Below are 12,829 nucleotides of genomic sequence, written 5' to 3' on the forward strand. Positions count from 1 at the left end.
GCTGGCACACATCTAGCAACAAGGAGTTCATTGTGACCTCGGTCAGCCTCGGAATGCCCGCAGCCCCACCGCCAGTATTGGCGCCGCGCCGCAAAACTCGGCAAATCAAGGTGGGTTCAGTGGGCGTGGGCTCCGATTCGCCGATCAGCCTGCAGTCCATGACGACCACGCCGACCACCGACATCAATGCCACTTTGCAGCAGATCGCAGAACTGACCGCCTCGGGATGCGACATTGTTCGGGTGGCTTGTCCCTCGGCCGATGATGCTGAAGCTTTGCCGATTATTGCCAAAAAATCGCAGATTCCGGTAATTGCGGATATTCACTTCCAACCTAAATACGTTTTTGCCGCAATTGAAGCTGGCTGCGCTGCGGTCCGAGTAAATCCTGGCAATATCCGCAAGTTTGACGATCAAATCAAGGAAATCGCGCAAGCGGCCAAAGACCACGGCACCTCGATTCGCATTGGCGTCAACGCGGGCTCCTTAGACCCGCGGCTGATGGAAAAATACGGAAAAGCTACGCCGGAAGCTTTGGTGGAATCGGCAGTTTGGGAAGCGTCGCTGTTTGAAGAGCACGATTTCCACGACTTCAAAATTTCAGTCAAACACAATGACCCGGTAGTGATGGTTCGGGCTTACGAATTGTTGGCAGAACGCGGCGCTTGGCCGTTGCACTTGGGCGTCACCGAAGCTGGGCCCGCGTTCCAGGGCACGATCAAATCGGCGACCGCCTTTGGTGCGTTGTTATCCAAGGGCATCGGCGACACGATCCGGGTCTCGCTTTCCGCACCACCGGTTGAAGAAATCAAAGTAGGCAACCAGATTTTGCAGTCGCTGAATCTTCGCCCGCGCAAGCTTGAAATTGTTTCTTGCCCCTCGTGTGGCCGTGCTCAGGTTGATGTTTACACTTTGGCCGAGGAAGTCACTGCCGGCTTGGAAGGTATGGAGATCCCGTTGCGAGTTGCAGTCATGGGCTGCGTAGTGAACGGACCCGGAGAGGCACGCGAGGCCGATCTCGGTGTAGCCTCAGGCAATGGCAAGGGCCAGATCTTCGTCAAGGGTGAAGTGATCAAGACCGTACCGGAAAGCCAGATCGTTGAGACTCTGATCGAAGAAGCGATGCGAATTGCCGAAGAGTACGAAGAAATGGGGGGCGAAGATGGCCAAGGCGGCATCAAAGGCAGCCCCGTGGTCAGCGTCTCCTGATCCGGCACGTGGCGGGCGCGGGCCAATTCGGGCGCTGACTCACCGCGATACCCCGGAACTTCAGCGATTAGTTGGCCTAGACCCGATCGCAAACATTTACCTTGCGGCCCATTTGGAGCAACACAGAACCGCCACCTCAAGCGTAATAGGTACCGAAATTCTGGGACTTTTTGACGCCCATGAAGTGCTACTAGCGGCCTGCTGGGTGGGCGCGAACATCATTCCAGTTGCGGTCACTGCGCAGACTGCGCCAATTTTTGCTCAGCGCCTCACCGCGACGGGCCGTAGACATGCCAGTATTTATGGTCCGGCAGACGGCGTGTTGGGAATTTTTGCTGAAATGCAGCGTTGCGGGAGCGAAGCGAAAGAGATTCGAGCAAATCAGCCGCTCATGACGATCGCTTCCGAACCATTGGTCGAGCCGCACAGATCGCTTCGGCAAAGTTCCAATGCCGATTTTGACCAAATTTTGCCGGCCGCAGTGGCAATGTTTGAAGAGGAAGTGGGCTATTCGCCCTACAGCGGCGGTGAGGAATTCTATCGACGTCGGGTTGCCGCTTTGATCGCGCAGGGGCATTCGCTCAGTCACCTGGATTCGGCTGGCGAAGTTGTCTTCAAAGCGGACCTTGGCTTGGTTTCACGGGCGGCAACGCAAGTGCAGGGTGTGTGGCTGCGACCGGAGTTTCGAGGCCAGGGGCTTAGTGTCGGTTATATGGCCGCTGTTGTACAGCTAGCGCGCCGGATAGCGCCCGTTGTCAGCCTGTACGTCGACGACTTCAACGTCAAAGCTCGTGCAAGCTATGAACGAGTCGGTTTTGAGTAGGTTGGCACCTATGCAACGGTGCTTTTTTAGCCAGGTCTTATGAGCGCGTTAGCCTCCATTCGCCGCGCTGGCGTCTTCTTGTTCTTGTGCCTGTTGGGCGAGCGTGCGCGAGCAGTCGCTGAGCATTTGCGCGGCGTTCCGCAATGTTGGCGCGTGCGAAGAGTTCAAAACATGTTGGAAAAAGAAAGCGTCGGCGCCATGCCATTGCAACGGACCATTGATCTTAGCGGCCAGTAAAGCACGGGCCTCGCTGATCAGATTGGCGCTATTGTCGAAATCCCGCCCCAGCTCGCGAAGCGCGGCCGGATCGGCTCCCAGCATTCCTTCGCTCATTGGAGCTCCCTGCGCTTGTACGGCTAACAATTCAGCCTAAGTCACTGGCTGCTAAGTCGCGATGGGGAGGACTCCCCATTGATTATTGTGCGTCAGTCATCAATATTGCCGGTCAAATAGCGTTGCAAGGTCGGCGCAACCCACTGGACTAAGTCGTCAACCGAGGCCGAAGCGATCGGTTCAAGTTTCAACACGTGACGAGCTGCGATGAGGCCGAATAGCTGGCTAATCAACAATGACGCCCGAAGTTGCTTATCCTCGATGGACCCGGAAATGTCGCTAAGAGCATTAGTGAGAAGCATCTTTTGCAAAAATTGGCGCAGCAACGAAGCCTTATCCGGCGAGGCTATGGCCGAGCGAATTACCGCCAGGAGGGCAGGCTGCACCGGTGAATCCCAAAGCTCAATCACCGTGTTCAGCATGGTTACGCCACGTTGTTCTGGTGGGCTTACCATCACCTTTGCCACGACTTCTAAAGGTTCAATTGGCATCTTAACGCAGGCAGAAAAAAAGCTCATCTTTGGAACTGAAATAGTGGTGCACTAAAGCCGGATCGACGCCCGCAGCGCGCGCAATTTGCCGCATGCTCACGCCGTCGAACCTTTCTTGGGCAAAGAGCTCGCGGGCCGCACTGATAATGAGCTCGCGAGTGTCTGTACCACCACTGCGCCGCCCTCGCTTGCTGCTGATTTCAGCAGGGTTCCCCTGAGTGCTCATCGTCCCCCTCAAATTCAGCGTAATTCACCGAATTATGAATTGAGCGTAGATTCGCCTCGACATAATGTCCAGTGGCTCGCTCTTTGTGTCATCACAGCGTCAGCATAGGGTTTTGGTGAACTATAAATTAATGATTAAGCCTTCCGACACTATGGATAATTCGGGCCTGTACGAGAAGTTACTGGGCCGCGACCGGCGACAAAAGCGCCGACGTCGGATAGTCATCAGTTCGGTGGCGGCGCTCGTCGCAGTCCTACTGTGCGTCGGTGGTTTTGTTGTTTACAGCTGGGTCAGTTTGCAAAACGGTATTCATCGTTCGGATATTTTGGGTCATCAAGTACCGCCGCTCAACGGCGATCAAAACATCTTGGTCATGGGGCTAGACAGCAGGCTGGACGAAGACGGGAAACCACTGCCAGCTGAAGATTACGATGCCTTGCATTCAGGTGATTCCAGCGATGGCGGCTACAACGCAAACGTACTCATGCTTTTGCATGTGCCAGCAAATGGTGCCAAAGCTACCGTCATCTCGATTCCCCGCGACGACTATGTGGACATTCCTGGTGCGCCGAAGGGCCAAACGAAGGCGAAGATCAAAGAAGCCTACGGTCTTGCTCTGGCCGAGGCCACGGATCAATTGACCGGCAAGGACGGGATGAGCGCGGAGCAGGTGTACCAAAAAGCCCGAGATGCTGGACGTAAAGCTGAGCTTGCCACGGTTTCGAAGTTCCTGGGTGGGGTGCAAATAGACCATTTTGTCGAAGTAACGATGGGCGCTTTCTTGGGGATTGCCAAAGCGGTTGCACCGATTACCGTCTGCTTGAACAATGCTACTCAAGACAGCTACTCAGGTGCAGATTTTAAGGCCGGTGTGCAACAGCTAGACGCTCAACAGGCGGTTTCTTTTGTGCGTCAGCGCCGCGATACCGCGAACCCGAAAATTCAGTTGACCGACTTAGACCGGGCGCGCAGACAACAAGCCTTTATTGCCTCGGTAGGGCACCAGCTCAAAGACCAAGGAACGTTCCAAGATATTGGCAAACTGCAAGGAATTCTCAACTCGGTGAAGTCCAAGATTGCCGTGGACTCTGGTTTGGACCTGATTACCTTTGCGCAACAGGCAAAGTCGTTAGCTGCTGGCAATATGGCATTTAGCACGCTGCCAATTGTGAAATTTGGCTACACCAATAGCGGCGAAGCAATCAATATTGTTGACCTGGCGCAAATCAAAAGCACGGTTAAAGACCTACTGGAACCGGCTAGTAGCCAACAACCTTCGACGGCGGCAGGTAGCGGCTCCGCGACACCAACACCTGGCAATTCAAGTCCGCAGGCGCCCACTGAGTCTGGCGATTCCGGCAGTGCTCCTGCGCAGGACAACCATTACGATGACTGGACCGGTGCGCTGCAAGGTGGAGCGGTGGCCTGTGTTAACTAGTGGTCAAATGTTAACTAGCGGTCGAAGTGGCGATTGCCCCAAATAGGGTCATCTTCGGGCGGAGTCCATTTCGGCTCTTCGCCCCGGAAGGAATAATCTCCGCGCTCTAGCCGGGCGATGATCCCGCGGGTCCAGGACAAATTGCCTTCGACGATCGACTTCATAAAATAGAAATGCTCTACGACGTGTGGCGGAGCTTCCGGACCCGTGGTGTCGAAATTATCGATTGCGCTGTTGAGCTCTGCGAGTCGCGCGGTACACGCTCGCAGGCGTTCACCCAGCAGCGTCAAAACCTCTGCTCGGGTCAGGAACGCCAAGAACCCGATGCTAGACATAGTGGTGGCGATAGTATGCGAGTCAGTATCGGTCAGAGCATGCTTGACCAGCCGAGTGAATTCCTCGATGCCAGCCGCAGTGGTGCGGTAAGACGTTTTGGCCGCGGATCCGCCGTCGTCCTTGGTCGGTTCAACTACCTCCAAGAGGCCATCCTTGGCCAGCGTGCTGAGGGCGGAGTACACCGAACCCGGTTTCACATTGGCCCATTGATCGACTTTCCAAGAATTGAGTTCTTGGAGGAGTAAGTAGCCATGTGCCGGTTCGAAAATGCGCACGACGCCGAGCACGAGCAACCGGGTGGAGTAGGGGGCCATGCATCGAGTTTAAGGCACGATCATCTCTCGGTTACTGCCTGCATTTGTAACGGGTAGATTAGTACTGACTTTTTGCTTTGCTCCGCCGATCCTCAGAAGGGAGCCACCCGCGTGGTTCTTCGACTCTCTACCTTGTTCCTGCGCACTTTGCGAGAAGATCCGGTTGACGCCGAGATTGCCAGCCACAAACTTATGGTTCGAGCTGGTTACATCCGGCGGGCGGCTCCTGGAATTTACAGCTGGCTACCGCTGGGTCTACGGGTCCTGGGCAAAGTCGAAGCAATTATTCGCGAGGAAATGGCTGCCATTGGTTCTCAAGAAGTCCATTTTCCTGCCTTGTTGCCGTGTGAGCCTTATGAGGCGACAAATCGTTGGACCGAATACGGCGATGGAATTTTTCGGCTCAAAGACCGTAAAGGCAACGACTATTTGCTTGCGCCCACGCATGAGGAAATGTTCACGCTCCTGGTCAAGGATCTCTACGGCTCCTACAAAGACCTGCCCGTAAGTCTTTTTCAGATCCAGAACAAGTACCGTGACGAAGCTCGTCCGCGTGCGGGCCTGATGCGCGGTCGCGAGTTCATCATGAAGGATTCGTATTCCTTCGACATTGACGACGCCGGCCTGGACATTAGCTATGAAGCGCACCGGGCCGCTTATTTCAAGATTTTCGAACGGTTAAGCCTAGAAGTAGTTGCGGTCAAAGCCACTGCTGGCGCCATGGGCGGCTCGAAGAGCGAAGAGTTCCTGCACCCGACCCCGGTTGGCGAAGATACTTATGTGCGCTCAGCGGGCGGATACGCGGCGAATGTTGAAGCGGTTAGCACTGTAGTGCCCGCGGATATCGACTTCGCTGATCTGGCTGATGCTATGGTGCATGACACGCCAAATACGCCGACCATCGAAACCTTGGTAGCGGCGGCGAATTCGATGGTTCCCCGCGCTGATGCGCCGTGGACTGCAGCAGATACGCTCAAGAATGTGGTGCTCGCAGTAGATCTGCCTGCGGTGGGGGATAAGAAAGCTGAGCGACGACTCGTCGTCATCGGCGTTCCTGGCGACCGCGGTGTAGATCTGAAGCGAATAGAAGCCAACATCTCCACGCACCTCGGCATTGGTGGCGAAGTTGAGATTGAACCCGCAAATGACGAGGACTTGAAGAAGAACCAGCTACTCGTCAAGGGCTACATTGGCCCGGGACTTTCGCTCGATGCTGCGGTACTGGGTCTTGAGAGTAGCAGCAAGCTTTTGTACCTTGTGGACCCGAGAGTAGTTTCCGGCACCAGCTGGATCACCGGAGCCAACGAGCACGGCAAGCACGTCTTCGGCCTGGTCGCTGGCCGGGACTTTGCGTGGGATGGCGTGATTGAAGCGGTCGAAATCCGCGAAGGAGACGAAGCGCCGGACGGCTCGGGCCCGCTGGAAATTGCGCGTGGCATTGAGACGGGTCACGTGTTCCAGCTCGGGCGCAAATATGCTGAAATCTTCGACTTGAAGGTATTGGACCAGAATGGCAAGCAAGTTGTTGTCACGATGGGTTCCTACGGCGTTGGTGTTACCCGCGCGGTCGCGGCAATTGCTGAAGGCAATAACGATGACCGCGGTTTGGTTTGGCCCATTGCGGTCGCCCCCGCTGATGTGCACGTCGTCGCCGTCGGTCGAGACAGCGAAGTTTTCGAGACTGCGGAAAAGCTAGCGGCAGATTTGGAAGCAGCTGGGCTTGATGTGATTTTGGATGACCGGCAAAAAGTCTCTCCCGGAGTCAAATTTGGCGACGCCGAATTGATCGGCGTGCCGATGGTGTTGGCTGTTGGCCGCGGGCTGGTAGACGGCGTCGTCGAACTGAAAAACCGTCGCACCGGTGAGCCGAACAACGTTCCGGTTGCTGACACGGTTGCTGAGGTTCTCGCTTTGCGCGAGACCCTCAGCTAAGTTCTCAGATCGGAATGCTTTCCGGCTTCGAGGACATCTCATTTTTTACGATCCTGCTGATTGTCGTGGCTGGTTTTGCGGCAGGCTGGATTGATGCCGTTGTAGGCGGCGGTGGGCTAATCCAGCTGCCGGTGATGCTGATGATTCCTGGAATTACGCCGATTCAGGCCTTGGAGACTAATAAAATGGGCTCCATTTTTGGCACGGCGACCAGCTCAGTAACGTACTATCGACGGGTAAAACCTGATCTAAAGACCGCGTTACCCATGGCGGTTGTCGCGTTGGCTGGCAGCTTTGCCGGTGCTTTGCTTGCCGCGAATCTGCCGCAGTCAGTTTTCAAGCCGATCATTGTGGCGGCGCTTATTGCGGTAGCGATATTTACCGCGGTGAAGCCTAATATTGGCGAGCTAACCGCCTTGCGGCATCGTGGGCACCGGCACTATGTTCTCGCGTGTCTGATCGGTGCGGTGATTGGTTTTTATGACGGTGTGATTGGTCCCGGTACTGGATCATTTTTGATTATCGCGCTGGTCACCGAGATGGGTTACGCTTTTTTAGAAGCCAGCGCCAAAGCAAAAATCGTCAATTTGGCTACTAACCCCGGTGCGTTGTTGTTTTTCTTACCGCATGGTTCATTGCTGTGGGGAGTGGGTTTGGTGCTGGGCGGATCGAATATGGCTGGTGGTTACCTGGGCGCCCGAATGGCGGTGGCTAAGGGAAGTAAATTCATTCGGATTGTGTTCTTGGCCGTGGTGGCAGTATTGATCGTCAAACTGGGCTGGGACGTGCTGCAGGAGAATCTGCTGCACGCTAGCTGATTCCAGTCTTGAACCTGGGAGCAGGTTTTCAGATAGCAAGACGCCTTTGCGATAGGCAGAAGAACCGTCTTCTAGCTATCCGAATGTTGTCTTGCTATCTGAACCGGGATCAGATGATTTCTAAGCTATGCGGGTGAGGTAAGTCGGAGATCGTGCGGCCAGCGAGCGTGCTGCCAATCCATAGGCAGCGTTGCAGGTCCTTGAGGTGGTCAGCTTTTCCGGCTGGCCAAAGAGCATCCTCAACTTCGCGCACAATGCACCATTGCCTAGCGATTTCTGCGTCAAGCCCGGCGGCCGCACACAGCAGGTTGAGCCGATCGAGCAATGCGAGTTCAGGATTGCTTTCAGGTAAATCTTTTAGCCGGTTGTTGAGCATTGGTGCGACGGCGTATTCGGCCTCGCCCAGCCAGCCTTGCGGATCGATGGCCTGGAAGTCTTTTGCTTCCCAACCGGTGGTTCCAGGCCGAGCCAACACGTTCATGCCGTGCAGATCGCCATGCAACAGTACATCGTTGGACTCTCTGCGACCCAGCACTCCCCGGGTTTGGCAAACCTCTAACGCAGCTTCCAGCAGCCAACGCGGAAAGGGTTCATCGAGCCGGGCCCAATCCGCGGGAAAATCATCGCTCCATCGCTCAGCCTGGTCGGCGAGCGAGGGGATCTGACTCCACTCAGGACGAATATCTTGCTTGATGGACAGCTCTTTCATCACTGCACCCCAGACCCGAATAGCATCTGGCATTGGCGCGGATTGCAGCCAACGATCCGCATCCAGTCGTTCCAGAAGTAAGGCAAAATCGGCTGCGTCGTGGTCGAGTAAGCGTGCTGCGCCGTGGCCGCCCCAGAGCTTCAAAGTCGCGGCTTCATGGCCAATATCCTCGTAAGGGAAAGCAATCTTGAGCACGGCTTGGTCAGCGCCTTGACGGAGCACCGGAATAGCGATGCCGGTAAAGCCATTCCACGGCTGTTGACCAGGCAATAAGTCTGAGCTCAAGTCCCAACGCTCAAATGCGCTTTCAATGAGACCCGGAAGCCTAGTTAGCCAGGCTCGCCGCTCGGCAGTGTTGCTGTATCTCTGCGCTAAATCGGCGGGAATCGGGACTGTCATCAGGACGCCAGACCGGGCAGCTTTTGAGGTGGCGCGGCCCAGTTGAGCTGGTCTTTGCTGCTCGAGAGCATTTTCTCGATGGCCCAGTCTCGGAGCGCACCATCGCTGAGGCCAACCAAATCGGCGTAGCTAATACTGAGCTGATCTTGAAGGGTTGCGAGTCCCGGCACAGGCTGGGCTAAAAAGCTTTGGTCTAAGGTGATGAATGCCGGTTCTGGCAAGGGTGATTGCAGGCATTGTGCACGGAATTGCGCCCTCGTCTGGCTCAAGGCATCTTGATGTTGCGCCAGCAGCCCAAATGCCGTCTTGGCTGATTCCGGCGTCGCCAATCGAGTCGCGGCTACTTGGTAAGCGTAGACGGCCTTTTGCTCCGCCAAGGCGACAGCTGCCAAGGCCTGAGCGCTGCCGAGTTTGGTGTCGGCAGGAGGGGCAGTTGGCGTGGCACAAGAGGATGCCTCGGGCGGTGTGACTGCAGGAATAGCCACCATAGGCACCGTGATGCCTGCTTGTTTGGCAAGATACTGGGCAGAAATTGCTTGCCCAATACCGATTGCGGCAAGCAAGCGGGCCATACCAGGCTCAGTGTTGCGCGCCGTGGACAAGTTTGACAGTGCCGCTTTTGCCAGTCCATCGACGACGGCGGCAACAGCAACCGGAGTTGTCGCAGAGGATGACGGGGCCGTGGGGCTAGCACTGCTGGTAGCTGAGGGCCGGGTCAGCGCTTCGATTGAGGCGTTGAGAACTCCGACGGCGTAATTTGCCGCCGGAGCCGTTGCGCTATCAGGGGCAAGAGCTTTGAGCTGGGTAAGTAACTCGTTGGCCGAACTGAGCGAATCTTGCCTGCCCTGCTCGGTTGCCGAAATCTGCTGAGACTCATTATTTCGGTTGCTGATAATGCTGCCGGTAGCGAGCACCAGGACGGCAACAAGCAATAGCAGTAGCACTCGTCGCGACCAGTTCCACACATTGCGGCCAAGCCGACGTTCCGGATGCTCGAAGTCTTTGGCTTTTTCGCGAGCTTTTTCCTGCGCTTTCTCGCTGGCCTCAGAGGCGCGCAACGACTGTCGAGTGGCGTGTTCCAGCGGTTCGATTTCTGCTGGAATCGCCATCGCGGGTATTTCGGGTTCTGGAACGGGAATTGACTCGGGTTCTGAGCTCAGCTCGGGCTCTGGAACGGGTGCCGGCTCTGGTTCTAAGCGCGCTTCCGGACTCGGCTCCGACTGGGTTGCTGACTCTGCGGGTGCTGGTTTCTCGGGTGCTGGTTTCTCGGGTGCTGACTCCGCGGGCGCTGACTCCGCGGGGGCCAATTCCGTTACCGGCGCCACTTCCGCTAGAGGCACTGCTTCTAGCTCCGGAGCGGGTTTCGCTTCCGGCAAGTCTGGCGCTATTGCTTCGGCTGAATTGCTCTCCGCGATAATGATGACCGGCACTGAAACTGCGGCAACAGGAGGCCCAGCGGGCAAGCTTGCGCGGCGTGGCTTGCGAGTTTTTGCAGATTTGGATTTCGCATCGGATTCGACCGATTGAGCAGCAGAGCCCGTGGAAGACGACGGCAGGGAACTGTCGTCGTCGGAATTCTGGGCAATTTCTGGATCGGTCACAAAGTTCGATCATGCCATGTTTGAGGGCATTTTGCTCACTCAATGGGACCCGCCAGCCGGCATTCAGCCCGCCAGCCGTCGCCTAATCGCCCTAACAATCTGTAGGCTATACGTACAACATCATCACGTGGGTGCCCGAATGGGCCCAGGAAGGCTTCGATCATGTCCAAGCCGGATCGGTCGCCGAGTTCAGCAATCAATACTGCTGCACAGTCCCAACGACTCTTCGATTTCCTCCAACCCGCCGTTGTTGAAACAGGTTTATTCCTCGAAGAAGTGAATGTGCACCTTGCTGGTACGTAGCGGATCGTGCACGTCGTGGTCGATTTACCCGAAGATCAACAGGGCAGCGTTGGCCTAGACAAGATTGCTGAAGTTTCGCTAGCCCTTTCCTCCGCGTTAGATGCGGATCCGGAAGATGACGGACGTCCTTTTGATTTAGAAGTTTCCTCGCCCGGTGTGGGGCGTTCTCTAACCGAGTTGCGGCACTGGCGCCGGGCTTTGGGGCGGATGGCGACTTTGAAGCTTCGAAAAAGCGAGCAAGGCGAGTCCTTGTTCGGCAGAATTATTGAAGTTAGCCCGGACGGGGTGAAGATCCGCCCCGAACTGCCAGTGAAGAAAGGTATGAAGCCTAAACAGGCTGAACCTGAATTCATTGAGTTCGCGCAGATTCGCAAGGGCACGGTTGAGGTCGAATTCCATCGACTCGACGAAGAAGAGCAGGCTGGAACAGATTCCGGTCAGAAAGGTCAGGATTGAGATGGATATTGACATGAGCGCGCTGCGTTTGCTGGAGCGCGAACGTGAAATTCCGCTAGAGAAGCTCATCCCGACCATTGAGCAGGCGCTTCTTGTGGCCTATCGCAAGTCTCCTGGCGCTTTTGAGCAGGCTCGGGCGGAGATTGATCGCAAGAGCGGTCACGTGACCATTTGGGCCACCGAAATCGACGACGACGGCGCACCCGTGGGTGAGTTCGAAGATACCCCCGCTGGCTTTGGCCGCATTGCCGCCAGCACAGCGCGCCAGATCATCTTGCAGCGACTGCGTGATGTTGAGGATGAGAACGTTCTTGGCGAGTTCCGCGGCAAAGAAGGCGAACTAGTCTCCGGCCAAATTCAGCAGGGACACAATCCCAACATGGTCCAGGTCAATCTGGGCACAGTCGAAGGCGTGCTGCCGCCAACTGAGCAGTCGCCAGGGGAGCGTTACCCGCATGGCAGCCGGATTCGGGCCTTTGTTGTTGACGTGCATCGCGGCCAAAAAGGTCCATCAATTACCCTGTCCCGTTCACACCCGGGCTTGGTTCGGAAGCTTTTCGAGTTGGAAGTTCCAGAAATTGCGGACAAGTCCGTGGAAATCGTGGCGCTTGCGCGTGAAGCCGGCCACCGCACCAAAATCGCTGTTAAGGCTCATCGGCCCGGGATCAACGCTAAGGGAGCTTGCATCGGTGAGATGGGTTCGCGAGTACGTGCCGTGATGACGGAGCTCAATGACGAGAAGATCGACATCGTCGACTTCAGCGAAGATCCGGCAACCTTTATTGCCAGCTCACTTTCGCCGTCGCGCGTTAACTCAGTGACCATCACGGATGAGGCAACTCGTTCAGCACGGGTGATTGTGCCGGATTACCAGCTTTCACTGGCGATTGGCAAAGAAGGCCAAAATGCCCGGCTGGCAGCCAAGCTCACCGGTTGGCGAATCGACATCATTTCGGATGCGGTAGCAGAACCAACTGAGCCGGCGGCCGAGTAACTAGCGGCTTTGCTGGCACCGTTTGGGCAGCGGGGGCGCTTGGGCGCTAGACTGGGATAGGCCGGGTCTATCGACCACAACATCCCACCAAAGGTACCTACGTGTCGACAACGCAGTTAACTGCGTCCAAAACGCCTATTCGTACCTGCGTTGGATGCCGTTGTCGTGATGCCCAGCCAAAACTTTTGCGTGTGGTGAGAGATGCTTCCGGCGTTTTGGAAGTGGATCCTCACCGCAGCATGGCTGGCCGGGGTGCTTGGTTGCATCCGGAAAAGGCATGTCTTGATTTGGCTCTCAAGCGACATGGTTTTAGCCGCGCTTTCCGAGGCGCGGGCGAAACTGCGTCAGTCGAAAGCTATTTCGCACAGAACCGAACTGTCCAACCTGAAAGCGGGTCAGAAAACTGATGGAAACCCGATGAGTGCCCAGCGATGAGTGCCCGGTAATG

Annotated in this window: 13 protein-coding genes and 1 pseudogene; 8 read left to right on the forward strand and 6 right to left on the reverse strand. The window is 56.1% G+C overall.

Annotated elements, in window-relative coordinates; all coding sequences use genetic code 11:
- Positions 1-32 precede the first annotated feature (32 nt).
- Both ispG and RSAL33209_RS02705 read left to right on the forward strand, forming a co-directional pair.
- Positions 33-1,208 (forward strand): flavodoxin-dependent (E)-4-hydroxy-3-methylbut-2-enyl-diphosphate synthase, encoded by a 1,176-nt coding sequence (ispG, locus tag RSAL33209_RS02700; protein ID WP_012244088.1) that lies wholly within the window; start codon positions 33-35, stop codon positions 1,206-1,208.
- Complete coding sequence (locus RSAL33209_RS02705; protein ID WP_041684336.1) at positions 1,162-2,031, forward strand: GNAT family N-acetyltransferase; 870 nt, start codon at positions 1,162-1,164, stop codon at positions 2,029-2,031. Before ispG ends, RSAL33209_RS02705 begins: the two co-directional genes overlap by 47 nt.
- Positions 2,032-2,079: 48 nt before the next feature.
- Here RSAL33209_RS02705 and RSAL33209_RS02710 read toward each other — a convergent pair whose 3' ends face one another.
- The 3 genes from RSAL33209_RS02710 to RSAL33209_RS15850 all read right to left on the reverse strand — a co-directional run bounded on the left by RSAL33209_RS02710 (position 2,080) and on the right by RSAL33209_RS15850 (position 3,081).
- Entirely contained in the window at positions 2,080-2,364 is a 285-nt protein-coding gene (locus RSAL33209_RS02710; RefSeq protein WP_041684337.1) for a hypothetical protein, read from the reverse strand.
- A 92-nt stretch (positions 2,365-2,456) separates the two neighbouring features.
- Entirely contained in the window at positions 2,457-2,855 is a 399-nt protein-coding gene (locus RSAL33209_RS02715) for a TetR/AcrR family transcriptional regulator (protein ID WP_012244091.1), read from the reverse strand.
- A 1-nt stretch (position 2,856) separates the two neighbouring features.
- Positions 2,857-3,081 (reverse strand): helix-turn-helix domain-containing protein, encoded by a 225-nt coding sequence (locus tag RSAL33209_RS15850; RefSeq protein ID WP_049758788.1) that lies wholly within the window; start codon positions 3,079-3,081, stop codon positions 2,857-2,859.
- Positions 3,082-3,196: 115 nt separating this feature from the next.
- On the opposite strand from RSAL33209_RS15850, the gene RSAL33209_RS02720 reads away from it, so the two are divergent.
- Positions 3,197-4,519 carry an LCP family protein gene (locus RSAL33209_RS02720; RefSeq protein ID WP_199533192.1) on the forward strand — a complete coding sequence of 441 codons (1,323 nt, stop codon included), beginning with the start codon at positions 3,197-3,199 and terminating at the stop codon, positions 4,517-4,519.
- Between the two features lie 14 nt (positions 4,520-4,533).
- Here RSAL33209_RS02720 and RSAL33209_RS02725 read toward each other — a convergent pair whose 3' ends face one another.
- Entirely contained in the window at positions 4,534-5,169 is a 636-nt protein-coding gene (locus RSAL33209_RS02725; RefSeq protein WP_012244094.1) for a PadR family transcriptional regulator, read from the reverse strand.
- Between the two features lie 111 nt (positions 5,170-5,280).
- On the opposite strand from RSAL33209_RS02725, the gene RSAL33209_RS02730 reads away from it, so the two are divergent.
- Together RSAL33209_RS02730 and RSAL33209_RS02735 are read left to right on the forward strand one after the other, a co-directional pair.
- Complete coding sequence (locus RSAL33209_RS02730; RefSeq protein WP_041684339.1) at positions 5,281-7,101, forward strand: proline--tRNA ligase; 1,821 nt, start codon at positions 5,281-5,283, stop codon at positions 7,099-7,101.
- A 14-nt stretch (positions 7,102-7,115) separates the two neighbouring features.
- Positions 7,116-7,919 (forward strand): sulfite exporter TauE/SafE family protein, encoded by an 804-nt coding sequence (locus RSAL33209_RS02735; protein ID WP_012244096.1) that lies wholly within the window; start codon positions 7,116-7,118, stop codon positions 7,917-7,919.
- Positions 7,920-8,028: 109 nt separating this feature from the next.
- Here the strand turns inward: RSAL33209_RS02735 and RSAL33209_RS02740 are convergent, their stop codons facing one another.
- Positions 8,029-9,027, reverse strand: a complete 999-nt coding sequence (locus RSAL33209_RS02740; protein WP_012244097.1) for an aminoglycoside phosphotransferase family protein — start codon at positions 9,025-9,027, stop codon at positions 8,029-8,031.
- Positions 9,027-10,628, reverse strand: a complete 1,602-nt coding sequence (locus tag RSAL33209_RS02745) for a DUF4439 domain-containing protein (protein WP_012244098.1) — start codon at positions 10,626-10,628, stop codon at positions 9,027-9,029. The genes RSAL33209_RS02740 and RSAL33209_RS02745 overlap by 1 nt, the downstream gene beginning before the upstream one ends.
- Before the next feature lie 162 nt (positions 10,629-10,790).
- Between RSAL33209_RS02745 and RSAL33209_RS02755 the strand changes: the two are divergent.
- The 3 genes and pseudogenes from RSAL33209_RS02755 (at position 10,791) to RSAL33209_RS02765 (ending at position 12,788) form a co-directional block, all read left to right on the forward strand.
- Positions 10,791-11,387, forward strand: a pseudogene (locus tag RSAL33209_RS02755) (ribosome maturation factor RimP).
- A 1-nt stretch (position 11,388) separates the two neighbouring features.
- Positions 11,389-12,381 carry a transcription termination factor NusA gene (gene nusA / locus RSAL33209_RS02760; protein ID WP_012244101.1) on the forward strand — a complete coding sequence of 331 codons (993 nt, stop codon included), beginning with the start codon at positions 11,389-11,391 and terminating at the stop codon, positions 12,379-12,381.
- Positions 12,382-12,482: 101 nt separating this feature from the next.
- Positions 12,483-12,788: a YlxR family protein gene (locus RSAL33209_RS02765; protein WP_012244102.1), complete on the forward strand. Its 306-nt coding sequence runs from the start codon at positions 12,483-12,485 to the stop codon at positions 12,786-12,788.
- The last annotated feature ends 41 nt before the right edge of the window (positions 12,789-12,829 follow it).

The sequence above is a fragment of the Renibacterium salmoninarum ATCC 33209 genome (assembly GCF_000018885.1).
In the GTDB taxonomy this organism is placed as follows: Bacteria; Actinomycetota; Actinomycetes; order Actinomycetales; family Micrococcaceae; genus Renibacterium; species Renibacterium salmoninarum.

Coding starts and splice junctions, on each gene's coding strand:
- RSAL33209_RS02710 (WP_041684337.1), bottom strand. CDS start 2,364: ATGAGCGAAGGAATGCTGGGAGCCGATCCGGCCGCGCTTCGCGAGCTG.
- RSAL33209_RS02725 (WP_012244094.1), bottom strand. CDS start 5,169: ATGGCCCCCTACTCCACCCGGTTGCTCGTGCTCGGCGTCGTGCGCATT.
- nusA (WP_012244101.1), top strand. CDS start 11,389: ATGGATATTGACATGAGCGCGCTGCGTTTGCTGGAGCGCGAACGTGAA.
- RSAL33209_RS02735 (WP_012244096.1), top strand. CDS start 7,116: ATGCTTTCCGGCTTCGAGGACATCTCATTTTTTACGATCCTGCTGATT.
- RSAL33209_RS02715 (WP_012244091.1), bottom strand. CDS start 2,855: ATGCCAATTGAACCTTTAGAAGTCGTGGCAAAGGTGATGGTAAGCCCA.
- RSAL33209_RS15850 (WP_049758788.1), bottom strand. CDS start 3,081: ATGAGCACTCAGGGGAACCCTGCTGAAATCAGCAGCAAGCGAGGGCGG.
- RSAL33209_RS02740 (WP_012244097.1), bottom strand. CDS start 9,027: ATGACAGTCCCGATTCCCGCCGATTTAGCGCAGAGATACAGCAACACT.
- RSAL33209_RS02705 (WP_041684336.1), top strand. CDS start 1,162: ATGGCCAAGGCGGCATCAAAGGCAGCCCCGTGGTCAGCGTCTCCTGAT.